The 26,360-nt window shown below is 61.6% G+C and carries 20 protein-coding genes; 9 read left to right on the top strand and 11 right to left on the bottom strand.

The genetic code is table 11. The annotated features are described in order from the left end of the window. Positions 1–19: 19 nt before the first annotated feature. From purB to L6R21_16325, 4 genes are all read right to left on the bottom strand, one after another. Positions 20–1,336, bottom strand: coding sequence for an adenylosuccinate lyase (purB, locus tag L6R21_16340; GenBank protein ID MCK6560764.1), 1,317 nt, complete (start codon positions 1,334–1,336; stop codon positions 20–22). Between the two features lie 48 nt (positions 1,337–1,384). Beyond that, a complete protein-coding gene (fsa, locus tag L6R21_16335; GenBank protein ID MCK6560763.1) occupies positions 1,385–2,038 on the bottom strand; it encodes a fructose-6-phosphate aldolase in 654 nt (217 codons plus the stop codon). Between the two features lie 150 nt (positions 2,039–2,188). Continuing rightward, a complete protein-coding gene (gene truA, locus L6R21_16330; protein ID MCK6560762.1) occupies positions 2,189–3,013 on the bottom strand; it encodes a tRNA pseudouridine(38-40) synthase TruA in 825 nt (274 codons plus the stop codon). A 4-nt stretch (positions 3,014–3,017) separates the two neighbouring features. Further along, positions 3,018–3,815: an energy-coupling factor transporter transmembrane protein EcfT gene (locus tag L6R21_16325; protein MCK6560761.1), complete on the bottom strand. Its 798-nt coding sequence runs from the start codon at positions 3,813–3,815 to the stop codon at positions 3,018–3,020. Between the two features lie 316 nt (positions 3,816–4,131). Between L6R21_16325 and L6R21_16320 the strand changes: the two genes are divergently transcribed. From L6R21_16320 to L6R21_16290, 7 genes are all read left to right on the top strand, one after another. Next, positions 4,132–5,397: a M20 family metallo-hydrolase gene (locus tag L6R21_16320; protein ID MCK6560760.1), complete on the top strand. Its 1,266-nt coding sequence runs from the start codon at positions 4,132–4,134 to the stop codon at positions 5,395–5,397. A 112-nt stretch (positions 5,398–5,509) separates the two neighbouring features. Further along, positions 5,510–6,601 carry an aminopeptidase gene (locus L6R21_16315; protein ID MCK6560759.1) on the top strand — a complete coding sequence of 364 codons (1,092 nt, stop codon included), beginning with the start codon at positions 5,510–5,512 and terminating at the stop codon, positions 6,599–6,601. Beyond that, entirely contained in the window at positions 6,602–7,588 is a 987-nt protein-coding gene (locus L6R21_16310) for a hypothetical protein (GenBank protein ID MCK6560758.1), read from the top strand. 197 nt (positions 7,589–7,785) lie between these two features. Next, a complete protein-coding gene (locus L6R21_16305; GenBank protein ID MCK6560757.1) occupies positions 7,786–9,150 on the top strand; it encodes a 3-deoxy-7-phosphoheptulonate synthase class II in 1,365 nt (454 codons plus the stop codon). 247 nt (positions 9,151–9,397) lie between these two features. Continuing rightward, a complete protein-coding gene (locus tag L6R21_16300) occupies positions 9,398–10,102 on the top strand; it encodes a TylF/MycF family methyltransferase (protein ID MCK6560756.1) in 705 nt (234 codons plus the stop codon). Between the two features lie 5 nt (positions 10,103–10,107). Continuing rightward, positions 10,108–11,205 carry a glycosyltransferase family 9 protein gene (locus tag L6R21_16295; protein ID MCK6560755.1) on the top strand — a complete coding sequence of 366 codons (1,098 nt, stop codon included), beginning with the start codon at positions 10,108–10,110 and terminating at the stop codon, positions 11,203–11,205. Further along, a complete protein-coding gene (locus L6R21_16290; GenBank protein MCK6560754.1) occupies positions 11,202–12,338 on the top strand; it encodes a glycosyltransferase in 1,137 nt (378 codons plus the stop codon). The genes L6R21_16295 and L6R21_16290 overlap by 4 nt, the downstream gene beginning before the upstream one ends. Before the next feature lie 311 nt (positions 12,339–12,649). Here the strand turns inward: L6R21_16290 and L6R21_16285 are convergent, their stop codons facing one another. The 7 genes from L6R21_16285 to ftsH form a co-directional block, all read right to left on the bottom strand. After that, on the bottom strand, positions 12,650–13,414 hold the full coding sequence (locus L6R21_16285) for a response regulator (protein ID MCK6560753.1): 765 nt from the start codon (positions 13,412–13,414) through the stop codon (positions 12,650–12,652). Beyond that, a complete protein-coding gene (locus tag L6R21_16280; GenBank protein MCK6560752.1) occupies positions 13,404–14,519 on the bottom strand; it encodes an aminotransferase class I/II-fold pyridoxal phosphate-dependent enzyme in 1,116 nt (371 codons plus the stop codon). Before L6R21_16280 ends, L6R21_16285 begins: the two co-directional genes overlap by 11 nt. Before the next feature lie 301 nt (positions 14,520–14,820). Beyond that, complete coding sequence (locus L6R21_16275) at positions 14,821–15,876, bottom strand: histidine kinase (protein ID MCK6560751.1); 1,056 nt, start codon at positions 15,874–15,876, stop codon at positions 14,821–14,823. A gap of 81 nt (positions 15,877–15,957) precedes the next feature. Then, entirely contained in the window at positions 15,958–16,656 is a 699-nt protein-coding gene (locus L6R21_16270) for a cell wall-active antibiotics response protein (GenBank protein ID MCK6560750.1), read from the bottom strand. Further along, positions 16,653–17,033 carry a DUF5668 domain-containing protein gene (locus tag L6R21_16265; GenBank protein MCK6560749.1) on the bottom strand — a complete coding sequence of 127 codons (381 nt, stop codon included), beginning with the start codon at positions 17,031–17,033 and terminating at the stop codon, positions 16,653–16,655. Before L6R21_16265 ends, L6R21_16270 begins: the two co-directional genes overlap by 4 nt. A 314-nt stretch (positions 17,034–17,347) precedes the next feature. Then, a complete protein-coding gene (locus tag L6R21_16260) occupies positions 17,348–18,259 on the bottom strand; it encodes a hypothetical protein (GenBank protein ID MCK6560748.1) in 912 nt (303 codons plus the stop codon). 249 nt (positions 18,260–18,508) lie between these two features. Further along, positions 18,509–20,437 (bottom strand): ATP-dependent zinc metalloprotease FtsH, encoded by a 1,929-nt coding sequence (gene ftsH / locus L6R21_16255; GenBank protein ID MCK6560747.1) that lies wholly within the window; start codon positions 20,435–20,437, stop codon positions 18,509–18,511. Positions 20,438–20,684: 247 nt separating this feature from the next. Here ftsH and L6R21_16250 point away from each other — a divergent pair, with 247 nt between their 5' ends. Together L6R21_16250 and L6R21_16245 are read left to right on the top strand one after the other, a co-directional pair. Continuing rightward, positions 20,685–23,525 (top strand): gliding motility-associated C-terminal domain-containing protein, encoded by a 2,841-nt coding sequence (locus tag L6R21_16250; GenBank protein MCK6560746.1) that lies wholly within the window; start codon positions 20,685–20,687, stop codon positions 23,523–23,525. Between the two features lie 261 nt (positions 23,526–23,786). Continuing rightward, on the top strand, positions 23,787–26,291 hold the full coding sequence (locus tag L6R21_16245) for an OmpA family protein (GenBank protein MCK6560745.1): 2,505 nt from the start codon (positions 23,787–23,789) through the stop codon (positions 26,289–26,291). Positions 26,292–26,360 lie beyond the last annotated feature (69 nt).

The raw sequence follows: 26,360 nt of genomic DNA, 5'->3' as shown, positions 1-26,360 counted from the left end.
TCACGTAGTGACTTTATGATTACGGCAGCCCGAGGCGAGCAAAGATCGCATCGAGATGCCGAAAATTGTGTTCCAATTCAAAACACTGCGCGATTTCCTTTTCCGAAAGATAACGCCGCACCAGTGCATCGGCCAGCAGCCGTTCCTGAAATCCCGCCGCCGGCGTGGCGGCACCCAACGCGACATTCCAAATCGCCATGGCATGCTCCTGCACCACGCGATAGGCCTCCTCGCGGGCCATGCCTTTGCGCGTGAGCGCGAGCAGCACCTGTTGGGAATGAATCAGGCCCTGGGTGCGCTCGAGGTTGCGTCGCATGTTTTCCGGATAGATTTGCAGGTCTGCGACCACTTTGGTGAATTGCACCAGCATGTAATCCAGCACGATCGTGCTGTCCGGCAGGACGACGCGCTCCACCGAGCTGTGCGAAATGTCACGCTCATGCCACAGCGCAATGTTCTCCATGCCGGCGAGCGCATGGCCGCGCAACAGCCGCGCCAGGCCCACGATGCGCTCGCAGGTTATCGGGTTGCGCTTGTGCGGCATCGCCGAGGAGCCTTTCTGGCCAGCGGTAAACGGCTCTTCGGCTTCCAGAATTTCCGTGCGCTGCAGGCTGCGGATCTCAGTGGCGAATTTCTCCAGCGAGGCGCCGAGCAACGCCAGGGTGTTGAGAAATTCCGCATGCCCATCGCGCTGCACGATTTGCGTGGAAATCGCCGCCGGCCGCAACCCGAGCTGCTCACACACATACGCTTCGACGCGCGGATCGAGATGCGCATAGGTGCCGACCGCGCCGGAGATTTTGCCGACTGCCACGTTCTGCACGGCCTGCTGCAAACGCTGGCGCTGGCGGCCGATTTCATCATACCACACTGCCAGTTTCAAGCCGAAGGTGGTCGGCTCGGCGTGCACGCCGTGTGAACGGCCGATGCAGATGGTGTGCTTGTGCGCCACCGCCTGGTCGCGAATGGCCGCCTGCAAAGCCTCCAGCCGGCGCAGCAGCAGCTCGCCCGCCTGCTTCAGTTGCACGGCCAGGGCGGTATCCAACAGATCAGAGGAGGTCATGCCGAGATGGAGGTAGCGGCTGTCCGGCCCCACGGTTTCCGCGACGTTGGTGAGAAAGGCAATCACGTCGTGCTTGACGGTGTTTTCGATCTCCAACACGCGGCTGGGAGAAAACCCGGCTTTGGCTTTGAGGTTGGCCACGGCCGCGGCCGGCACCGCGCCCAGTTCGGCTTGCGCTTCACAGGCGAGGATTTCGACCTGCAGCCAAACCGCGAGCTTGTTGTCCTCGCTCCAAATCCGGCCCATTTCGGGCAAAGTATAGCGTGCGATCATCAGCGTGCCTGTAGGCGGCAGACCTGATTTCAAACCTGCCGCGAAGAATCAAACCTGACCTTGCTTGACCTTTTCCCAGTCTTCCAGGAACCGCTTCAGGCCGATGTCGGTGAGCGGGTGATCGAAGAGCTGGTCAAAGACTTTCGCCGGCAACGTGGCGATATCCGCGCCCGCGAGCGCGGCCTCGACCACATGAACCGGATTGCGCAGACTCGCGGCCAGCACTTCGGTCTCGAATTCATAGTTTTCATAAACCTCGACGATGGTGCGCACGAGATCCATGCCCACGTGCGAGATGTCGTCGAGCCGGCCCAGGAACGGGCTGACATAGGAAGCGCCGGCTTTGGCGGCGAGCAGAGCCTGGTTCGGGCTGAAAATCAACGTGACGTTGGTGGGAATCTTCTCACTCGACAGCCGCCGCACTGCCACCAGCCCTTCGCGCGTCATCGGAATTTTGACCACGATGTTCTTGTGGATTTTGGCAAGCTCGCGGCCTTCTTTGACCATGCCGTCAGCCTCCAGCGAAACGACTTCCGCGTTCACCGGGCCCGGCACGACTTCGCAGATGTTGCGCAGAATCTGCTTGAATTCTCCCTTTTCTTTTGAAATCAGCGTGGGATTGGTGGTAACGCCGTCGAGCAGGCCCATCGCCGCGATCTTTTTGATTTCGCCAAGATTGGCGGTGTCGAGAAAAAGCTTCATGTCGAACTCCAAGGTGAGGGTGAGAATATGCTGGTGGTGTTGCAACGTGACGTCGCGCTCCGCGATCGGCCGCGCGCCAGGGTTTGGTGTGACGCGTGCGCACCGGTCAAAACGAACCGCATTCCCGCGAACGCAACCGCGCGTGCGTCCTCAGTTCAAATCTTCAGCCAGCGCCGCTGGCTGCGCTTCCTCGCGCAGGCGTTCAAGCGCTGCCGCCTCCTCCGGCGGCAACACCGTGGCCGTGGCCGGATAGTAGACCCGTTCCAGAAACAAGCCGTGCGGCGGCGCGGTGGCGCCGGCATGCACGCGCTTTTGATTTGCCAGGATCGCTGCCACCTCCTCCGCAGGCAGGGCGCCGCGGCCAACCTCGATCAGCGTACCGATGATGATGCGCACCATGCTGCGCAAAAACCGGTTGGCGCGCAGCCGCACGAGAATTTTCTCGCCGCTGTCTTCCCATTGCACCATCTCGACGCGGCTGAGATAGTGCGGATCTTCGGTGTTGCTGGCGCAAAAGGCGCGAAAATTGTGTTCGCCCAACAGGTGTTGCGCCGCGGCCTGCATCGCTTCCACTGCAAGCGGAAACTTGCAGAAATACGCATACCCCCGGCCGACGGCCACCGGATGGCGGCTGAGCACATAGAGATACTGCCGGCTCACGGCATCATAGCGGGCGTGAAACGCCTCCGGCACGAACTCCGCCTGCTTGACCACGACATCACGCGGCAGGATGCCGTTGAGCTTGCGCGGCAGGCGCTGCGGCTCCACTGCAACCGACGTGCGGAAATTCGCGACTTGGTTGAGGGCATGCACCCCGGCGTCGGTGCGGCCGGCGACGTGCAGCCCGACCTCCTCTTTCAGCAGAATTTTGAGGGCGCGCTGCACCTCGCTTTGCACCGTGCGCCGCTTGGGTTGATATTGCCAGCCGCAAAAATTACTGCCGTCGTATTCCAGAATCAGCTTGATATTCGGCATGCCATCATCGAGAAAGGTGGAACGCCAGCAGGCTCATGCCCGCCACCACGCCGAGCGTCGCCCAGTCACGCCGGCGCCACGCCAGCTCGCGATAACTCACGCGGCCCTCGCCGCCTTGATAGCAGCGCGCTTCCATCGCCACCGCCAGCTCATCCGCGCGGTTGAAGGTGGAGACAAACAGCGGCACCAGCATGGGAACGAGCGCTTGCACGCGTTGCAGCAAGCTGCCCTCGAAACGAGCGCCGCGCGAAATCTGCGCCCGCTGGATGCGCTGCGCTTCTTCCACGATCGTCGGCGCGAAGCGCAACGCCATGGTGGTCATCAACGCCAGTTCGTGCACTGGAAACTTGAGCCGCTGCAACGGCCGCAGCAGCCGCTCCAGGCCGTCGGTCAGGTCAGTCGGAATGGTCGTGTTCGACAAGATCGCCGCGGCGATCACCAGCAGGCCGAGCCGCAGGGCATATTTCACTCCCATCAACACGCCGCTCCAGGAAAAAGCAAAACCCCACCTCGCAACCTCAGGGGCTGTGGAACTGGTCAGTGCGTGCAGGAGAATGGTAATTCCGAACAGCCAGAGGAAAGCACGGAGATTCCTCACAAAGATGCGAAACGGAATGCGCGTGCTGAGCATGGCCGCGCCGAGGAGAGCCGTCCACAGCAGCAGTGCCGGCCAGGATTCCGTCAGCATGATCGTGAACATGATGCCAATAGTTGCGAGCAGCTTGGCGCGTGGATCAAGCCGGTGAACGATCGAGTCTGCCGGGAAGTATCTTCCGAGGGTGATATTCTGCCATAAATTCATAAACCGCTTGGTTTTGGCGCGAATATAGCAACATTTTGATGAAATGCCAACAGAAAACTCCAAGCAACGATGATCATCCGGATTTTTCGCTTGACTTTGTAGACCCTCGAAGATATTTTCATGGCCGTTCTGTACGGCACATGCTGCCCCGGAGTCCGGAGGAGACACCCCGATGCGGCGAAGCCAGTTGGCCGGGCGAGGTCATGCACCGGCTCGCGGCTTCTCACGGCGCCCACCCACTTGACAGAATCAGCCAGCAATCAACTCCGCCGCGTGCGGTCCTTTAGAATTCAACCATACTCTCCCCACACCTCCCATGAACCCCAAGTTCAATGCTCCCTTGACGCACCTGCTCGACCGCCTCGACCAGTATCACGAGGAAGCGATCGAGTTGCAGCGGCAGCTTACCCGCATTCCCGCGCTCTCCCCCGAGAATGGCGGCGAGGGCGAAAAAACCAAGGCCGATTTTCTCCACAACTGGCTGACGCACGCCTTGCGACCCGATGCGATGCAATGGTTGAATGCACCGGACGCGCGCGTGCCCTGCGGTTATCGTCCCAACTTCGTGGCCCGCTGCAAAGGCGCTTCCGCTCGCCGCACAATCTGGATCATGGCGCACCTCGATGTGGTGCCACCCGGTGATCTTTCGAAATGGACGGGCGATCCCTGGACCTTGCGTGTCGAGACCGACGCCAAAGGCCGGCGCAAACTGATCGGCCGCGGCGCGGAAGACAATCAGCAGGGGTTGGTGTCTGCGGTGTTCGCCGTGAAAGCACTGCGCGACTTGTCGCTCCTGCCGGCGTATGACGTAGCGCTGCTGTTCGTCGCCGATGAGGAAACCGGCAGCGTCTACGGTGCGCAGTATCTGTTGCAGCAGCACCGCCGCCTGTTTGAAGCGCATGATCTCATGATCATTCCCGATGCCGGCGACGACAAGGGCGCGATGATCGAAGTCGCCGAGAAGAGCATTCTCTGGTTGCGTTTTCAAACCGTCGGCAAGCAATGCCACGGCTCGGAGCCGGAGAAGGGCCGCAATGCGCACAAGGCCGCGAGCTACCTGGCGTATCGGCTGGACTCGCTCTACCGCCGTTTCCGCAAACGCAACGCGATGTTCGCCCCGCCGTTTTCAACCTTCGAGCCCACCAAGCGCGAGGCGAATGTGCCCAACATCAACACCATTCCCGGTGAAGATGTGATGTATTTCGATTGCCGCCTGTTGCCGGAATACAAAGTGTCCGAGGTGATGACTACCGTGCGCGCCATGGTCAAGGAAGTCGAGAAGAAGTTTCGCGTCAAGATCAGCGTCAGCTCCCAGCAGGGCGAACAGGCGGCGCCGCCCACCTCCAGCGAAGCGCCGGTGGTCAAAGCCATCGCCGCGGCGGTGCGCGACTTGCGCCGGCTGCGGCCCAAACCGATGGGCATCGGCGGCGGCACGGTGGCGGGATTCTTCCGGCGCGCCGGCATCCCGGCAGCGGTGTGGTCAACGATGGATGACACGGCCCACAGCCCGGACGAATACTGCCTGCTCGAAAACCTGCTTGACGATGCCAAAGTGTTTGCGCATATTTTCATGCAACCGTGAGCCGTTCCCACGCTGTTGCGGCGCCCGCTGGCGCTTCTTTTAACCAAGCCTCTTGCCTCGCCCATTCGCAGGCAGGCACGTCATGATTTGATTACCGAAATGTGAGGTTGTCATGCCGACTCGCAAGACTGCAAAAAAGGCTGCTCCCACCGCCCGCAAGAAAGTCGTGAAGAAAGCCGCAGCCAAAGCGGCCGCCAGGAAACCGGCAGCCCGCCGGACACCGGCCAAAGCTGTGGCGCCGGCGCCGCTGGACGAGCAACTGCTCGCGGCCGCGCGCACCGCCGTCAAAGTGTGCATGAATGTGCAACCGGGTGAGACGGTGACGGTCATCACCGATGAAAACAAACGCAACATCGGCCAGGCGCTGTGGCTGGCGGCCAAGGAAGCAGGCGCCGAGGCCATGCTGGCGGAAATCATTCCCCGCTCGCGCAACGGTGAAGAGCCGCCCGCCCCGATCGCCGCGCTCATGGCAGCTAGCGCCGTGGTGCTGTGCCCGACCACCAAATCCGTCACGCACACCGAATCCCGGCGTCAAGCCTGCGAACGCGGGGCGCGCATCGCCACGCTGCCCGGCATTACCGAAGACATGATGATCCGTTGTCTGAGCGCGGATTATCAAACCATCGCGGCACGCAGCCGCAAGCTCTCCGAGGAATTGCAGCGCGGCGATCTCATCCGTGTCACCAGCCCCGCCGGCACCGACATCACCATGCGGCGCGGCGATCGCTATCCCAAGCCTGACACCGGACTGTATCATCAACCCGGCACTTCCGGCAACCTGCCGGCGGGCGAGACTTTCTTTGCGCCGCTGGAAGGCACCGCCGAGGGCAAGATCGTCTTCGAGGCCGCGGTCGCGGGCATCGGCAAGCTGCAACAGCCCATTCACATTCTGGTGCGCAACGGCAACGCGGTGGAAATCACCGGCGGGCAGGAGGCCGACAAGCTCAATCAACTGGTCGATGCGGTCGGGCCGGCCGGCCGCAATCTCGCCGAGCTTGGCATCGGCACCAACGATCGGGCGCAGATCACCGGCCTGATCCTCGAAGATGAAAAAGTCATGGGTACGGTTCATCTTGCGCTCGGCGACAACAAATCGATGGGCGGCACGGTGGGTGTGTCGAGCCATCTCGACGGCCTGGTGCTGCGGCCGACGGTGTATGTCGACGGCCGCATGATCATGGACACGGGCAACCTTCTGGTGTAAATGAATCGACTGGAGAAAACGGCGCAGCTCGCGTTGTTCGATTATCTCGAACTGCTGCCCAAGCATTCGCTGTTGTTGGTCGCCGGCCGCGAGCAGGCGCCGGTCACCGGCATTTTTCGCAAGGTGGCGGAAAAGGCCAAGGTTGAGGTTTTCCTGCTGGAATTGCCCGGCAATTCCGGACGGCACACGCTGCATTCGGCGCTCTCGCGCAGTCTCATCAACACTGCCGATCGTGTGCTGGTGTTGGCGCCGAATTTGGATACGCCCAGCATCAACTGGCTGCGGCAGCAGACGCGCAGCCAGGTTTTGATCTGCCCGCCGATGGAAGAGGAGGCGGTGCAGCGCTGCGCCAAAACCGACTTGCGCCGCTTGCGGGAGCGCTGCCGTAAAATCGCGGACATTCTGACCATCGGCAAAACCATCACGCTCACCAGCAAATCCGGCACAGCGCTCGAAATGTCGATTCATCAGCATCGCGGCGTCATGGAAGCGGCGCCGCTCAACGGTGATTTTCCCTGTACCAGCATGCCGACCGGCCGCGCCTACATCATGCCGGCGGGCAACACCGTGAACGGTGAAATCGTGCTCAACGGCGTGGCGGGAGAACGCGCCGCCAGCGCGGCCGGCATCGCGATGAAAGTCGTGGACGGCAAGATCAAACTGATTCGCGGCGGCCGGGAGGCCGTGGCCCTGCGCCGCCGCTTGCGCCTGAGCGGCGCGGAATTGCTGGAAGCCGGCGGCGCCAAGATCAAAACCGGCACCGCCCGCACCGTGCTCGAAATCGGCTTCGGCATGAACGAGCACGCGCGCTCCGGGCAATCTGAGTTGGAGGATGAGAAAATCCTGGGCACCATTCACCTCGGCTTCGGCCGGCGCCTGGGCCCATTGAAGACGACCGAAATCGTGGCGCGCGGCCTGATCTCCGAACCCACGATCTCGATCGACAGCCGCACGATCATGCAGGACGGCAAATTGCTGTTCGAGTGAGCGAGGCCGGCTGTGCAAACGCTTCGCCGCCCAATCAAGTCAAGCCCCGCAGTATTCCTCTTCCGATACACCTGCCGGAAGCTGCCGGCGCCCGGGCGCCTTCCAGCAAGAAACCTGCTTGACATTCTCCGCCTGCCATGACTATTATGCGAAACAAAAACGCCAATGACTTGCCAGGCAGAAACCATAACCCAGCCATGACGACTTGGACCCCCAGGAGCTGGCGCAACAAACCCATCACCCAGCAACCCACCTATCCCGATGCCGCGCATCTGGAACGCGTGCTGACGCAGCTTCGCTTCTATCCCTCACTGGTTTTTCCCGGTGAAGTCGATCACCTCAAGCGCCTGCTGCGCGAGGCCGCGCAGGGCAAGCGCTTTCTGCTGCAAGGCGGCGACTGCGCCGAGCGCTTTCAGGATTTCAGCAGCCGCGCCATCGCCAACAAACTGAAAATCCTGCTGCAGATGAGTTTGGTGCTGATCTACGGCCTGCGCAAGCCGATCGTGCGCATCGGCCGTATCGCCGGGCAATACGCCAAGCCGCGCTCGGCGGAATACGAAAACGTGCGCGGCCAGAAGCTGCCGGTCTTTCGCGGCGACAGCATCAACTCCTTCGAGCCGGACGCGCGCACGCGCATCCCCGATCCTGAACGCCTGTTGCAATGCTATTATCATTCCGCCACCACCATCAATTATATTCGCGCCCTGATCGAAGGCGGCTTCGCGGACCTGCATTACCCCGATCACTGGGATCTCGAGTTCATTTCCAAAAGCGATCGCCGCCGCGACTACCGTCGCCTGGTGAAACGCATCCTCGACGGCGTGCAATTCATGGAGGCGCTGGGCGGCGTGAAAGCGGAAGTCTTGGGCCGCGTCGATTTCTTCACTTCGCACGAGGGCCTGTTGTTGCCCTATGAAGAAGCTTTGACGCATTACGTGAAAGAGCGCAAGCGCTACTACAATCTGGGCGCGCACACGTTGTGGATTGGCGACCGCACGCGCCAGTTGCACGGCGCGCACGTGGAATACTTCCGCGGCCTGGCCAATCCCCTCGGCTTGAAGGTCGGCCCGACCTGCGCGCCCGACGAGCTGGTCGAGCTGATCCGCGTGCTCAATCCCAAAAACGAATGGGGCCGGCTCACGGTGATCACCCGGCTGGGGAAGGATCGCATTGGTGATCTGCTGCCGCCGCTGCTGCGGGCGGTGCAACGAAGCAACGGCCGGGTGCTGTGGTGTTGCGATCCCATGCACGGCAACACCAGAATCACCGCAGGCGGCATGAAAACACGCGATTTTCGCGATATTCTGCTGGAGCTGGCGCAGTGTTTCGCGATTCATCAGCGTTGCGGCAGCCATCTCGGCGGAGTGCATTTCGAGCTGACCGGCGAGGCGGTGACCGAATGCCTGGGCGGCGCCGAGCAAATCGCCGAGGCTGATCTCGCGACGAATTACCGGACTTATTGCGATCCGCGCTTGAATTACTCGCAGAGCATGGAAATGGCCTTTCAAATCGCCAGTGCGCATGATGAACGCGTGCCCAACCTGGCGTGGCCGAGCTTTTGACGCGGCCGGCGTCGCGGCCGCGGGATACGCTCGATCTCTGCATGCTTCATATGAGCGTATGTGCGAGAGAGGTTCAGCCTGGGCTGAGTCGAGGTCTCTCAATCGTTGAGCAGCGGGGCAACTCCGAAGTTTGTGATGCAACAACCAAGCCGTTGCAGGAACATTTTTGTCGAAAGCCGCAAGGGCTCCAGCTCACAACATCCTCTGATTCGCGGACAAACATTCATCATCTCCGGTGGCCGGTGCCGTGATTTCCACCTCTCAGAAAGAAAAACTCAAAAGGCTGCTCGTGCGTTGGCATTTGGATCGCGCTGCGCGCAAGATCGTGCGCCGCTTCCGCGGCTGGCGCAGCCTGCTGCCGAAGTTCCCGACCTATGGGCGCGCGGCGGCAAACTACCTCACCGGTGCGGACGATCCGGTGCGCTACGCCGCGGTGGCCTATGCTGTCACTGCACTCGAACGCCAGCAAATCGCCGGCAGTCTTGCGGAAGTCGGCGTCTACCGCGGCGAGCTGAGCGCGCTGTTGCACCTGTTGGCGCCGGAGCGTGATTTGTATTTGTTCGACACCTTTGCCGGCTTTCCGGAGCAGGATTTGAGCGGCGCCGATCAGCGCTTTCGTGACACCAGCATCGAAATCGTGAAAGCCGCGCTCGGCGACACCCATCATGTCGTCTTCCGGCCGGGCTATTTTCCCGAGACCGTTCGCGGCCTGGAGCAGGAAAAGTTCGCCTTTGTCATGCTCGATCTCGATCTCTATCAGCCCACCCGCGCCGGGCTAGAGTTCTTTTATCCGCGCATGGTTCCCGGCGGCTACCTGTTCGCGCATGATTACAACTCGCCGGAATCGAATCATGCGGTCGCGCGCGCGGTCAACGAATTTCTGCAGGACAAACCGGAAAAGATCGTCGAGCTGCCGGACATCTGGGGTTCGATCGTCATTCGCAAAATCTGAGGCCCATGCAATTCTCCGATCTCAAACTCGATTGCCGGCATTTTCGCGGCGACATTCCCTGCCTGCCCAACAAGCAGCGCGGCCGGCTCTGCCCCACCTGCGAGGAATACGACCCGGTGCGCATGCGCATCCTGCTCATCAAGCTCGGCGCGATCGGGGACGTCATCCGCACCACGCCGCTGCTGCAGCGTTTTCACGAAGAATATCCCGGCGCGCACATTTCCTGGCTGACGCACACGCCGGAAATCCTGCCGGCCGCTGCCGTCGATAAAATCTACCGCTTCGATTTCAAAGCGCTCTATGCGCTTTCGCATCTCAAATTCGACATCGCGGTGAATCTCGACAAGGATCTCGAGGCCTGCGCGTTGCTCACCGATGTGAATGCCGATCGCAAGTTCGGCTTCGGCCTGGCCAATGGGCAAATCACCGGTTTGAATCAGGCCGCCAAGGCCAAGCTGCTCACCGGCGCGTTCGACAGCATTTCCCAGCAGAACCGCAAGAGTTATCTGGAGGAGATTTTCGAGATCTGCGGCTTCGACTTCCGGGGCGAGCCCTATGTTTTGGAGGCCGACCGGCGCTATGACGGCCAATGGCAGAGCTTGCACGAGCAGGCACAGGGCCGCAAGATTATCGGCCTCAACACCGGCTGCGGCAAGCGCTGGCTCACCCGGCAGTGGCCGGAAGATTATTGGGTGGCGTTGATCGCCGAGCTGCGGCAGGCCGGCTGTTTTCCCATGCTGCTCGGCGGCCCGGAGGAAGACGAACAAAACCGCGGCTTGCAAGCCCGCAGCGGCGCGTACTACCCCGGCACGTTTCCGCTGCCGCAATTCATCGCGCTCACCGCCCAATGCCACGTCATCGTCACCGCGGTGACCATGATGATGCACATCGCGCTCGGCCTGCGCAAGCCGCTGGTGCTGTTCAACAACATCTTCAATCCCCACGAATTCGAGCTGTACGGCCTGGGCGTGCTGCTGGAACCGGAGACGGGTTGCGATTGCTACTTCGGCAACACCTGCCGCCGCACGCGGCATTGCATGCAGGATCTGCCGGTCGCCACTGTTTTCCAGGCGATCGTCGAGCGCAGCCGGCACACACCATGAGAATCGCTTTTCTCTCGACTTTCTATCCGCTGCGCGGCGGCATCGCGCAGTTCAATGCCTCGCTCTATCGCGCGCTCGAAAAAACGCACGAGGTGCATGCCTTCACCTTCACCCGCCAATATCCCGGCCTGCTTTTTCCCGGGGCCACGCAGTATGTCACCGCGGAAGATCAGGTTGATCCCGTGCCGGCGCAGGCCGTGCTGGACAGCATCAATCCGCTTTCTTATTTCAAAACCGCCGCCATCATACGCGCCTGCCGGCCCGACCTTTTGCTCACCAAATTCTGGATGCCGTTTTTCGCACCCAGCCTGGGAAGCGTGGCGCAACGCGTGCGCCGGCACGGCGCGCAAGCCATTGCCATTCTCGACAATCTCATTCCGCATGAGCGCCGGCCGGGAGACGTGCAGCTCATTCGCTACTTCTTGAACCGTTACGACGGCTTCGCGGTGATGAGCAAGGTGGTGGAGCAGGATCTGCTGCGACTGAAGCCCGCGGCCGAATATTTTCTGAAGGCGCATCCCATCTATGATCATTTCGGGCCGCCGATCGCCGCCGCACAAGCGCGCGCGCAACTGGGCTTGCCGCCAGCGCAGCACCTCATTCTCTTTTTCGGCTTCATTCGCGACTACAAAGGCCTGGATCATCTCATCCGCGCCACGGCATTTCTCCCCGACGACTATTGCGTGGTGATCGCCGGCGAGATGTACGGCGATTTCAGCCGCTATCAACGCCTCATCGACGAGAGCGGCAGCGCCGGCAAGATCAAACTGTTCGTGCGCTACCTCGCTGACGCGGAAGTGCCGCTGTTCTTTTCCGCCGCCAACGTCTGCGTGCTGCCCTACAAATCCGCCACCCAGAGCGGCATCGTGCAAATCGCTTTTCACTTCAATCTGCCGGTGATCGTCACCGACGTCGGCGGGCTTGCCGAAATGGTGCAGGACAATGAAACCGGTTTGATCCTGCACGCACACGACCCGCAGGCCCTCGCGGAAAAGATTCGAGCGTATTTTGAGGAAAACATGCAGCCGCGCATGGCGCGCGCGATTGCGCAGCGCCGGCAGCAAAACAGTTGGGAGGGATTTGCGGAAGCGCTGGCGGGATTTTATGAGAAGTTGTCAAGCAAGGCGATTTGACGCCGCACTCTTCGGACAGGCGCAAACGTCGCGTCCGCATGCGGCTGAGCGCTCGTTCCCCTTTTCAAAGCGAGGGCAGGCAATTCGTGTCTGTGCGAAAGTGTTCCAACCGCGGCTGAGCCGAGGTTTCTAAAACTTCAAGCGCGGTGGTGATTGAAGCAGCGGCCAAGCCGTTGCAGAAGCGCCGGTGTCTTGACAATTTCAAATTTACCCCAGAGATGCCAGAAACGAGTAGCATGCTGCCCTCTTGCCTAGCGCATTTCGTGATGCAGAACGCCTGCCCGTGTCTGGTCTGAACCCTCGCCCGCCATTCACCCCAACAAAGCCTTGAGCCGGGCATAACCGGCGCGGCTCACCGGCAGGCGGCTGCCGTCGCGCAGAATCGCGACGCGGCTGTCCTTGGCATAAAGTTCGAGGCGGTCCAGCCGGTCGACATTCAAAATGTAGGAACGATGGATGCGCACGAAACGCCGGTTGTCGAGCGCCGCTTCCAACTCGCCGATCGTCATTTGCTTGAGATGGCTCTTGCCCTCAGACCGCACGCCGACATAATCATCCTGCGCTTCAAAATAGTCGATCCTGGCCACCGGAATCACCAGCACCTTGCTGCCGTCGCGCAACAGGATGCGCTCGAGCGGCGCCACGGCCGTGCGCGCGGCGCGGGTCAACTCCGCGCGCGGCAGCGGCTCATGCTGTGCAATGCGGCGCTTGGCGCGCGCCACGGCTGCATGCAGGCGTTCGGCGCTGAAAGGTTTCAGCAAATAGTCCACGGCATGCACTTCGAAGGCGCGCACGGCATACTCTTCATAGGCGGTCACAAAGATGACGGCCACTTCGCGGTCGAGCAACTCCAGCACTTCGAAGCCGCTGAGCTTGGGCATCTGCACATCGAGCAACAGCAAATCCGGGCTGGTTTCGGCCACCGCCTTCACGGCCTCGAAGCCGTTGGCGCATTCCGCCAGCACCTGCAATTCCGGATCCGCGGCGAGATACTCGCGCACCACGGCGCGGGCGAGTTCTTCGTCGTCAACGATCACCACGCCGATTTTCGCGGCGGCCGAAAGGTCAGTTTCCACGCAAGTATTCATCCACGCGCTGCAAGGCTTCTGCAAAGTTCTTCCGCCCCAAACCCAGGCGGATATGATTGCTGGGAAAATCAAAAATGCTGGCGGGTACGGCCATCACGCTTTTCGCAGCGAGCAGCTTGCGGCAGAACTCATCGCTGCTGCCGTCACCGCGCCACTCGGGGAAGGCGACTGAGCCCGCGGCCGGCGCCAGCCAGCGCAAACGATCACCGTGAACACGGCAGAATGATTCGGCATGCTGCCGGTTCGCGCGAATGATGGCGAGATTGCGGGCCCAAATTCCATCGCGGGCGTGCAGAGCCATCAATCCCAAAATCTCGCCGGGCGCGCTGTTGCAGATGGTGGTGTAATCTTTCAGCGTGAGACAGGCGTGCAGCAGCGCTTCCTCGCGCGTGGCCAGCCAGCCCAGGCGCAATCCCGCCAGCGCAAAACTCTTCGACAATCCCGCCAGGCTGATGCCTTTTTCATAGCGATCACAGACTGCCGGCAGCCGCGCCGCCGGATCATATTCCAAAAATCGATACATCTCATCGCTGAAGAGATGGAGATCATGGCGCCGCGACCAGGCAATGATCGCCTCGAGCTCAGCCGGCGTGGGCAAGTAACCGGTGGGATTGTGGGGAAAATTCACCACCAGGAGGCGCGTCTTGGCCGTGCGGCAGCGCTCGAGTTCATCGAGATCGAGCGCCCAGCCATTGGCGGTGGCTTGGCAGAGCCATGGCGTCACCTCGCAGCCCAGGCTGCGCGCGATTTCGTAAAGCGATTGATAGGCGGGGAAAATGGTGATGACATGATCGCCGGGCCGCAGCAACGTGTTCATCGCGAGAAAGATCAGTTCTTCGGGCGCGGCGATCATCACCTGTTCCGGGGTGACGGATTCATACAGCCGCGCCACCGCCTCGCGCAACTGCGGATGGCCGGCGGATTCGGTGTAGCCGAGTTTCAATTCCCGCCAAAGTGCGAGGCTGCGTTCGTCGGCCAAGCCCAGCAGCTCGGAGAGTGCCAGGCTTTCGCAGTCAGAGGCGCTCAGCAAATACTGCGCACTGAATTCATGGCGGGCAAAGTAGCGTTCCAGTTTGAAGGGAGCAGGCTGCATGCGCTTTACGGCAATTCTGGTTTCGGGGTGGGCACAAATTTCACGCAGTCATGGGCAGGCAAGTGTGCCGTCACTCCAATTCGTTTGAGCAGCTCATTTGATTTGTCATCCCGGAGGGTTTTGTGAATCACTCGGCACTGTGCCCAAGTCTACGCAGAATCCTTGCAGGATGACATTGACAATGGTTTTACCCATAATGGTTTTAACCAAAGCTCTTCCCCGTGCCGTCCGAGGGCTTCAGTCTTCACTGGCTTGCAAGCTAACGCAGGTTTTCCAACGCAGCCGAACACCAATTAGCACCTCATGTCAGCGCCGGCAGCGACAATTCGACGCGAAAGCGGCCGGCGTTTTCGAGAATATCGACTCTCGCCTCGGTGCCGAAGAGAGTCAGCAGCCGCTGCTTCACATTTTCGAGGCCAATACCCGGCCGTGTTGAGCGGGGCCGGTCCGGGTCACACGGATTTTCCACGGCAAGCTGCAGGCGCCCACCGTTGCGCTGCGCCGCCAGCGTGATGGTGCCGCCCTCCACCAAATGCGCAATGCCGTGATTGATGGCATTTTCCAGCAGCGGCTGCAACACCAGCGGCGGCACGAAGCAGGGTTTGCTGTCCGCCGCGATCGTTTCCTTCACCTGCAAACGCGCGCCAAAGCGGACCTGCTCGATCGCGAGAAAAGCTTGCGCCAGCTCCAGTTCTTCCGCCAGCGAGATGTGGTTCTGCGCGCCGCGCTGCAGGGTTTGGCGCAGAAAATCCGCCAGCCCCAGGCACATGCGCCGCGCCGCGGCCGGATTCGCGCTGGTGAGCGCGCTGATGGAATTCAGGCTGTTGAAGAGAAAGTGCGGATCGATCTGCGCGCGCAGCGCTTTCAGCTCGGCCTCGCGCGCGTGAATGCGAAACTCCAGCGCCTGTTTCTCGGTAAGCCGCGCTTCTTCGAAGGCAATGACCAGATAATGGCCGACGACGCTCAGCCAGAACAGCAGCAAGCCGACGCCGGCAAACACCGGCATGACGCGCAGGTATTCGGCCTCTACATTGAGCCAGTAGGAGAAGCGCGCCAGCAGTGCGCTCCAGGCCGTTCCCAGTGTGACCCAAAGGGCACTGGTCACGGCAGCGGCGAGCAGATGCACCGTCACCAAACGGCTGGGCGCGGTACGCGAAAGCGGGAAGGCGCGACAGAGGTACCACGCCGGCAGGCACAGGAAGGCATAAAGCAGTGCCAGAGGCAGGGCGAGGGCAAGCGCCGCTTCCCAAGCCAGGTTCCCCATGAATTTCACCAAGGCGGCTAGCAGCGCGGCGGCCAGCAGCCAGGCCGCGAGGTAAAGTCCAAACCAGCGTTTTTCTGCGAGCAGCGGGTGCATGCGCGAGCGTCTCTCTTCGAAATCCGGATGAGGGCAACGGCCGCAACATACACACGCGCCGGCCACTTCTCAAGCGGAAAATCAATTCTTGATTTCGGCGCCGCCCATCACCGCGATGCCCTTGACGATCAGCCGCTTGCTGGTCTCGGCCTTCGGCGGCAGCGTGCTGTCCGCGAAGCCGCCCATGATCGGCAGGCCCTTGAGGGTCACGCTCCAGTTTTCCGGCACGCGAATCTCGACCCCGCCCCACCAGGCGAAGATATCGAGGATGGCTTCGTTGCCGCGCATCGCGGCTTGGCGCAGGTCGAGCTTGCAGCCGCCCATAATCGCGGTCAACTCGCCGCCCTGAAAATTCTGGGAGTTGTTGGTGCGCTCGAAGCCGCCCATGATGGCCAGGCCGTGCACGTAGTCATCGGAATCCAGGTTGCCGTCATGGCTGCGATGGCGCGTCCACGCGCGCATCATCATGCTGATGCCGGCCGCGATCAGCAGTGCCGGCCAGAAGAAATCCCAGAAACTGAAATACACCAAATCCAGGCTGCGCAGCAGCAGCAGGCCGCCGAGCGCCACCAGGATCAAGCCGCCGGCGCGGCCGGCGGCGCCGTCACTCTGCGCGAACTTGAAGGCGCCGAAGATGATCAACAGCACCGGCCAGAAGCGCAGAAAATCGCCCCGGTAGATAATGCCGAGATTGTCGAGCACGAAAACGAGGCCCAACAAGATCAGCACCAACCCCAACACGAGCTGTGGGGTCAGGCGAAACCGCTTCTCTTCGTTCATATCTGTTCTCCTTGACGCTTCATCAGGGTGCGCTCGCCGGAGGTCGACTGCCAGATCGCGCTGATGCCGGCAGCCACCAGCAGCAGCGGCCAGGACTCACTGAAGCCCAAGCCAAACACCCGGAAGAACGAAATCAACAGCCAGACACCGATCACCATCAGCCAGAAGCCGCTGCGGCGCTCGCGGAAATCGCCGGGCGCGAAGAATTTGCTCAGCCCCAGGAACACCAGAATCAGCGGCCACCACCGCCACAGCTCCCAGAGCGAGCCCAAATAGATCACGCCGAGATTTTCCAACAGCACGATCACGCCCAGCGCAATCAGCAGCCCGCCGAGGATAAGATGCGGCGTATACTGCCAGGTCGATTCTTTTCTCATGATCAGCCTCCCGATTGGTTTTGGTTACGGCCTAAGATACGCCGGCGGCCGCGGAAAGCTGCGCGGGTATCGGCCAATGGAGGGAAACTGCCGGTGAACGGCGGCCGCGCCGGGGAGGTGGGTAAATAATCTGTCTCTCCGCAGATTGCACAGATGACACAGATGGATGTACATCAGTTATCCGCGGATCATCTTCAGGTCTTCATCTGCGTGCGTCTGCGTTGTCGGTGGATCACCCTCAGCAAAGTGAACATTCTTAGAGAGTGGCGTAATAAGGCTCTTCACGCATGGCCGTCATCACACTATTTCGCCCCTCACAACCTCACCCCCCGCCCGACTCCCACCATCCCTCCCCAGGTGCCTTCGTTTGCGGTGAGGCCGCGGCTGAGGGAGAATTCCGCCTCGAAATGCCTGCTGCGCCAGCGGCCGCCCGCGCGCAGCACGCCGCGGGCCTCGGTGCCGGCTGGAATGAGGTTGCGCGTGGTCAAATAGCCGTTGATTTCCGCGGCGATTTGCAGACGGGAGGAAATGTCATGGCTCGCAGCCAGGCCGTAGGTGAGCACGTCGTTCTGTTCGTCGGTTTCCAGCGGCGCGGTGAGAATCCCCAAACCAATCTCGGCCAGCAGCGTGAGCCGGCTGAATTTTTGTGAAAGCAGGGCGGCGAGGAATAGATCCGTGGTGTTGGTGCCAATGCCTTTTTTTTGGGTGGAATTGGGCAGGCGGGTTTCCACGCGCAGGCCGAAGGCCGTGGTGTGCGCCGCGTTTTGCGCCAGGCGCACGATGGTGGCCACCGAAAAATCACCGGCGTCGCGGGTGGTACCGCGGTGGGGAAAGCCGGGTCTGGGCTGCGAGGCGCGCGTATCGATCGCAAGCTGCTGCAGCACCGCGCCACGAACCTGCAGCACCACGCCCTCGGCCACGCCGGCATCGAGGCGAATCACGCCCAGGCGCAGCAAACGGCCCTGCAAACCGGAGAGCGGTGCGCGCCAGCGCGACCGCATTTCGCCGGCGAGATTCAGATGCAAGCCGGCAGGCAGCGCGGGCCAGAGAGTGTTGGTATTCAAAAAGGAAGGCGCGGACAGGCTTGCGGGGCGCCGCTGGTGATCTTCGCGAGGAGAGGCAACAGCAGGAGAAGCAGCACAGGCGGCAAGCACAAGCATCAGCGCCAGCAAGACGCCGGGTTGCGCTCCGCGGGAATTGCCGCTGGAGTGCGATCGCGTCGGCATGTCGTCAGTCTCCGCCATTCAGCCGGCACACTGCGCACGGCAGATGAGGGTTGCTGCACGGTGCATGGTTACTTCCGCAAAATGTTTCAACCTCGGCTGAGCCGGGGCTTCAAGAATTTCGAGCACAGTGGAAACCCTGAGGCTTGCAGGCAGCGGCCAAGCCGCTGCAGGAAGCGCTGTGGTTATCTTCACAAGATTTCTACTGGATGACAGCGCAACAAGCGTGTTTCAAGGCCACCATGCGCGTGATCATTCAGACGGTTTGCCGTTCTCTTGATTACCGGCAGTCAGGGAACCGGCAGCCGGTTTGTTCTTGCCCTGCAGCACTTCCTGCAGCTCTTCGCCTTCCACCATTTCCTTTTCGAGCAGCAGCATGGCGAGGCGCGCCAAGCGCTGGCGTTTGCGCCACAGCAGGCGCTCGACTTCGTGATAGGCCTTGTCAACGATGCTGCGCACTTCCTCGTCGATCTGGCTGGCGATCTTTTCGCTGTAGGGTTTGCCGAACGCCTCGCCGCCGAGAAAGAGATTGCGCTTGTCGTTGCCATAGAACAGCGGGCCCAGGCGGGCGCTCATGCCGTATTCCATGACCATGCTGCGCGCGATGGCAGTGCCGCGCTCGAGATCGTTTTGCGCGCCGGTGGAAATTTCCTTGAAGACGATTTCCTCCGCCACCCGGCCGCCGAGCAACACCTTCAACCGGCCCAACAATTCCGTGCGCGTCATGAGATAGCGGTCCTCGGTGGGAAGCTGCAGCGTATGGCCGAGCGAGGCCACGCCGCGCGGTATGATGCTGACGCGATGCACCGGATCGACACCCTCCAAGCTGGCGGCGACCAGCGCATGGCCGGCCTCGTGATAGGCCACGATTTCCTTCTCGCGCTTGTTGAGCACGCGGCTTTTCTTCTCCAAACCGGCAATGACGCGGTCAATGGCTTCTTCGAGATCGCGCATGTCGATCTGGCGTTTGTTGGCGCGCGCCGCCAGCAGCGCCGCCTCGTTGATAACGTTGGCGAGATCCGCGCCCACGAATCCCGGCGTGCGCGAGGCGATCACGCGCAAATCCACGTCTTTGGCCAGCCGGACTTTGTTGCCGTGCACGCGCAGGATGGCGGCACGGCCGGCGAGGCTGGGCCGATCCACCACGATCTGCCGGTCAAAGCGGCCGGGCCGCAGCAACGCCAGATCGAGAATCTCCGGGCGATTGGTGGCGGCCATGATGATCACGCGATTGTTGGCATCGAAGCCGTCCATCTCCACCAGCAATTGATTGAGCGTGTGCTCGCGCTCATCATGGCTGTTGAACGGGCCGGCGCCGCGCGCCTTGCCGATGGCATCCAGCTCATCAATGAAGATGATGGCAGCTTTGTGGCGTTGCGCCTGCTTGAAGAGATCACGCACGCGCGCCGCGCCCACGCCCACGAACATCTCGACGAATTCCGAACCGCTGAGCTGGTAGAACGGCACGCCGGCCTCGCCCGCCACCGCGCGCGCCAGCAGGGTCTTGCCGGTGCCCGGCGGCCCGAGCAGCAGCACGCCCTTGGGAATGCGGCCGCCAAGCGCGATGAACTTGTCCGGCTGCCGCAAAAACTCCACGACTTCACGGACCTCCTCGACCGCTTCATCGATGCCGGCCACGTCTTTGAAAGTGACTTTGGTATTGCCTTCGACGTAGATCTTGGCCTTGTTCTCGCCGATCGTCATCAACCCGCGTTGGGGATTGAAGCGGCGCGAGAGCAAGCTCATCACAAAGAAGATGAGAATGAGAAACAGCAGCGTGGCGCCGAACATAAGCAGCATGTCCTGCCACCAGTCGCCCGCGGCGCCGGCATAGGCCACGCCCGCAGCTTCGAGATCCTTGATCAAATCCGGATCGTTGATCGGCACAGTGGCAAAGGCGATTTCGCCGGGCTGGGCTGCTTCCCGGGTGAAGAGTTTCTTCAGAAAGCCGGGGGCGGCCGCCGCGGTTGAATCGGCGCGCTGGAAGCCGGTGATGCTTTCCGGCCCGATGGTACAGCGGGTGATCTTTTGTTGGCGCAGCAGGCTTTTGAATTCACTGTAGGGAATCTGCCGGGCAGGCGCTTCGCCCAAAAGCTGCGGCAGGACAAAGGTGAGAATTACGGCCAGTGCAATCAGCAGCAGCCACACTCGCGGTCGTGCGCGTGTTTTCTTCGGTTCCATATTTTTTCGGCTGGTTTCATACGATCTGAATTCCGCACCGCAACGGCAATGATTGTCTGTGATGGGCGTGAAGATATGCCCAGCACCAGGCAAAGTCAAGCGAAATGCCGAACTTCCACCTTGACAAATTGAACAACATTCCTAGATTGAGCTACGATTCCACTCAGACAAGCCTTGCTCTCCCACTTTGGCAATCTGCAACAACAGGCTTCAGGATGGTGCTCAGCCCTAATCCCAGGAGGATGATGTGCTTCCTTTGGGGAAGACGTCGCAGGGTTGGTTGCTAGGCATTCTCGTTTTGTTGAGCAGCGCGATTGAACTATGGGGGCAAGCAGCAGGCAGCCACCTCGGCAAAAACGGCAATCGCCACTCCAAAACATTCGCCGGCGAGACCGCGCAATTGTTGCGCTCGGGCAACAGCATCGTCGCGGTGCAGGTGCGCGCCACCACCGACACGCTGCCAACCGGCCACTTCGTCCATGCCGGACTGTTCAACATCGGCACCGCGCAAGATCAGCCGCTGCTGTTCGATTTTCCCGAGCCGCCGCAGACTTCCCACCTCACGCTCCGCCTGGATGACAGCCTCTACAGCAACGATCCCCTCACCACCGGCTTGTCCAATTTACCGCTGCTCACAGCGCCCAGCTTATTGGCCGACGGCACGATTACATGTGAATACGGCGCCGGGCCGCTCAGGCTCGAACAGCGGTTGCGGCCGGAGCAATTCAGCGATACCACCGGCGCGATTTTCATCCACTATTTGCTCACCAATCGCGACACGGTGCCGCATGCCGCCGGCTTGCTGCTCGAGCTCGACACAAAAATCAATGCCAATGATCGCGCGCCCGTGCTCGCCGGCACCGGCTACAGTGATCGCGAAAAGATCTTCAGCGGGCCGGAGGTGCCGGATTTCTATCTCGCCTTTGAATTCGGACCCGACAGCAGCGGCTTGGTGGCACAGGGCACCCTCGCCGGCGGCAGTGCGGTGCGCCCGGATTTTTTCGCCATCGGCGATTGGATCAATCTCACGCAAGTGAAATGGGATTACGCGCCGGCTGCGCCCGACACCTCGGCATACAACGACAGCGCCCTGCTGTTGCGCTGGGATCCGGTGCGGCTGGTGCCGGGTGAGCGTCGTTCGGTTGCGACCTATTATGGCCTGGGCGAGGTCCGGCGCGCGCCGGGCGTGCTTTCTTTGAATCTCAACACGCAAGCGCGGCTGTCCTGCGTGAACGATTCGCTCGCGCCCAATCCCTTCAACGTCAGCCTGCTCGTCACCAATCGCGGCTTTTCGGCGGCGGAGCAAGTGACTGCTCGTTTGGAATTGCCGGCTGGGCTTGCGCTCGCGCCCGGCGAAAGCGCACGCAAGAGCCTCACGCCCGGCAGCCTGGCGCCGCAAGCGAGTGGCACGGTAGCCTGGTTGGTGAAGGCGCTGCCGGTGGTGGCGGATACCACCTGGCGCCTGCAGGCTCATGTGTCAGCGCTCGAGACGCCGCAGAATTCAGTCGCGGGAACGGTTCTCGTGCCCTCTTGCCAGGCCTCCGGTTTTGAGTTGGTGGCACTGCCGCGGCGGCGTGGACTGCTGGCCGGCAGCCGCGCCGAGTTTCAAGTGCAAGTGCGGCCGCTCGGCAGTTTCAACCAAGCGGTGGCGCTGTCGTGGTGGCCGAACTTGCCGGGCGTGACCGCGCAATTCGATCAACCGGTGGTTTCACCGGGGAGTGTAACGACCTTGACGCTGCAAACCGCGCCGACACTGCCGGCCGGCACATATGATTTCATCATCACCGGTCGCGCCGGCAAGTTAGCGGCGAGTGATACAATATCGCTCGAGGTCACCGGCGTGTTGCTTGATCGCGAACCACCTTTCACCACCGGCCACAATCCCGGCCGCGGCGCAGTGAACGTGCTGCCGGAGAACGCGATCAGCGTGGAGATTCACGACACCGGTGCGGGCGTGGACAGCGCCGCGATTGTGCTGGCAGTGAATGAACGCCTCGTCACGCCGGTGATCACAGGCAATGCGCGGCAGTTCACGGTGCGCTATCAGCCGGAGGCGGCGTTGCGCTACAACGAGGAAGTAACGGTGAGCGTGCGCGCCGCGGATTCGGCCATTCCGCCTAATCTAATGCCGGAAGATCGCTACACCTTCAGCATCGTGCGAGACGATCAGCCCCCATTTCTCAGCGACCGCCAGCCCGCGCCCGGCGCGCAAGCGGTGCCGGCCACCGCCGGCATTTCATTTCATCTGCGCGATGAAGCCAGCGGTGTGGCCGCCGACAGCCTCAAGCTTTGGGTGAATGGCACTGCCGTGGCGCCGGCGCTGAGCGGCGGCCCGCGCGATTACTTCGTGCAATATCGGCCCGCGGCGCCATTCCCTCCCGGTGAAAACGTGACCGTCAAAATCGCGGCGCATGATCGAGCGCTGCCGCCCAATCCCATGGCGGAGGAGTTCAGTTTCCGCGTGCGGTCCGCGGTTTTTGATTTGATGGCAACGGCCTTGCGGCCGCTCGGCGACCTGCGGCCCAACGCCAGCGGCCGGGTCGTGGGAGAATTTCGCAATCGCCTTGATGCCATTCCCACGCCGTTTCGACTCGAGCTGCGCCGCGATGGCGAACTGGTGCAAGACACGCTGATCACGCAAATGGCCGGCGGCGCAGTGCTCAGCAAAAACTTTCTGGTGAGCTTCCCGCAAGCCGGCAGCCATCACTTGCGTTTGCGCGTCGATGCCGAGGATCAGATCGCCGAAGAATCCGAAGACAACAACAGCCAGGAGCTGGTGGTGGAGATTCTGCCGGCCGAGCCGATGCCGGCTTTTTTCGTGCGGCCCAATCCCTTCACCCCCAACCACGACGGTTACAACGACGCGGTGAAATTTTCTTATGCCGGTTTGGCGCTGGCGCAACCGGGCCTGCGCGTGTTTAATACCGAAGGCAGAACCGTGCTCTCGGCCGATCGGTTACCGGCAAATGAATTCCTCTGGGATGGCCGCGATGATCACGGCCGGCCGCTGCCGCCCGGAATCTATCTCTATTCGCTGCAGAATCACGGCCGCAACGTGAAAAACGGATACATCGTGCTGGCGCGGTGAATGCGGGCCGGCGACACTGTGATCGTATTTGCATACTCCTTTGGTGTCCATCCGGAATTGCGGATTTTTGAGGAATGCTCCTGCAACGGCTTGGCCGTTGCATCAAAGTCCTCAGAGTTTTCACGACGCTTGAAGTTTTGGAAGCCTCGGCTCAGCCGAGGTTGGAACGTTTTCGGACGGACACTATTCAGTCAAATTCTGGAGGGCGCGATTGTATGACAAGAGAAAATGGGTTGACTCGAAATTGATGCGTGACAAGTGATGACCTTCAAATCCACAGCGCGAATTCAAATTCTCCTTTCCTCGTGGCCGCCCTTGCTGGCCGGCCTGCTCTTGCTCGCCCAGGCCGCCGGCGCCCAGCTTGCCGATCCGCTCAACCCTTCGACACTGCAAGACGGCCGCATTGTGTTTGCCAATCCAGCCGCCGCTGCGTTGCTGTCCGGCCAGGCCTATCTCGGCCTGAAACTCATCTACCCCGGCGCGATAGCGGACAATGCTTTTGCGCTCAAAGCCTCGCACGTGGCACTCACCTGGCCCAGGCTGGGCGGCACCCGATTCGGCGCGGGTTTGCATCTGCGCCACTTCGGCGCGCCCCTGCTCAGTGAGAATCGCCTGGGCTTGCTCGCCGCCTATGCCCTCAGCGAGAGGCTGGCCCTCGGCAGCGATCTGGCCGTGGCCTGGCGAGCGTACGATCGCGAGGAATTCGACTTGGTGGATGCCGATGACCCCGTGTTTCGCCGCGCCAGCTCGCCGTTGATTTTCGATCCCGGCCTCGGCCTCACCGCGCGCGTGCATGAGGCCGTGCTGCTCGGCGCCTCGGTTTATCACTTCAACCGGCCCAATCTCGCCCGCGCCAGTGAGAAATTCAACCTGCCGCTGGAAGCGCTGCTGGGCGCGACGCTCAACCATCGCTTCGGCCGCCTCGATCTCGGCATGGCGTTGCGCCGCGAAGAATGGCGGCCCGCATTGGGCGCGGAAATTTTCTCCGCGCGCCTGGGCCGCGTGCGGCTGGGCTATGGCGCGGAAAACGCCGTATTCGAAGGCGAACTCAACCTGCCGCCGGCCGCTGCCTTGCTCTACAGTTTTCATTTGCCCACCAGCGATTTGGGCCTGCTCAGCGCCGGCTCGCACGAGCTGGGCTTGAAGCTCGCTGTGCCGTGGCTCAATCCACCGGCAGCGGAACCCGAGCCGCCCTTCTATCTGCAGGCCTTTCCGCCCTCACGCGTGGTGTTGCCCGGCGACACGCCCTTGTACAATCTCAATCTCGTGCGCCGCGAGGATTTCACCAAAGCCGTGCAGCTCGAAGTGCGCGAGTTGCCGTCGCATTTGCGGCCGCGGCTCTCGCAAGCCCAAGTGCGCGGCATTGAAACCGTGATGCTCGCGCTCGAATCTCCCGGAAAACTGCAGCCCGGCGATTATCCCTTCATCATCACGGCGCGCGCGCCCGGCCATGTGCATCACCTGCCCGTGCACCTGCGCGTGAACAACATGCCCAGGCTGGCCCCGGAAATCTTCGCCACCGTCGACAGCGTGGAAATCATCGAGCTGCGCAATGTGGTGGAAGAATTGCCGCTCATTCCGCGTCTGTTCTTTCCGCAATCCGAGCGCCGACTGCCGGAGAATCGCTATGATCTGCTCAGTCCGCAACAGCATGTGTTCGTCGCGGCCAACGTCACGGAGATCAACGCGGCCTATCGCAACCTGCTGAACATCATGGCGGCGCGCCTGGCGCAGGATCGCACCGCGGTGATTTCACTCACCGGCTACAGCGCCGGCCCGCCTTATGAAGAAGACTGGCGCAACCTCGCGCTCGGCCGCGCCCAGGCGGTGAAGGATTATCTGGTGGACAGTCTGCAGGTGTTGCCGGAACAGGTTGCCATTGCTGCGCCGCAGCGGCCGGCGCGCAGCCAGGCGCTGCCCAGCCTGCCGCGCCAGGAAGAATGGCAGCGCGTCGAGATTACCGCGGCGCCGCCATTTGACCAACAAATTCTCGGCCCTCTGCTGGTCACCAAAAAGGAAGTGGAAGCACAACCGCCGCGCTGCGCCTTTGTCACCAAATATTCCGTGGCCGAAGCCGGCCTGGCTGACTGGCAAATCACTGTGATGAATGATCAACAAGACACCGTGGACGTGCTCGCCGGCAACGCGAGCATGCCGGACACGGTTTTCTGGGAATGGCAACATGCGCTGGTGCAACAGCACCCCAAAGCAGCCACCGCGGTCGAGACCATCACCGTGCCGCTCAACGGCAACAGCACGCGCGGGCACCAGTCCGGCTTCTTTGCATTGACCCTGCGGGATGCGCTCGGACAAACCGCCACCTCGCCGCGCCGGCGCCTCGGCATTCGTCACCGCACGCAGTTGACCAACGAAGTCGGCATCGAGCGCATACCGATCTTTCTCTTTGGTTTTGCCGAACATCAATTCAGCAGTTATTCGCGGCAGTTGCGCACCAAGCTGCGGCTGATCGCCGCCAAGCTGGAAGCGGATCCGGAGGCCACCTGCCTGCTCAAAGGCCACACCGATGCCATCGGCGATCAGCTCACCAATCGCTGGCTGTCGATCCGCCGCGCCAAAACTGTGTTTGACATGCTGACTTCCTTCGGCATTGGCCGCGAACGCCTGACCTACGTTGGCCTGGGCGAAGAAGAGCCGCTGGCGGACAATCGCCTGCCCGAAGGCCGCATGATGAACCGCCGCGTCGAGGTTCACATTCGGCACTCGCCCAATTGGCCAAGCAGCGCCGCCGGCCTCGGGTTCGATTGAGCCGCGCCTTGCCGGCCGCGGCGCATCCCTGCGCCTCATGCGCAGCACGCAACCGCGAGGCGAGACACC

It is taken from the genome of bacterium (assembly GCA_023150945.1).
GTDB lineage: Bacteria > Zhuqueibacterota > Zhuqueibacteria > Zhuqueibacterales > Zhuqueibacteraceae > Coneutiohabitans.
Note: the sequence above shows the minus strand (reverse complement) of the source record. Positions and strands in the feature narration are given on the sequence as shown.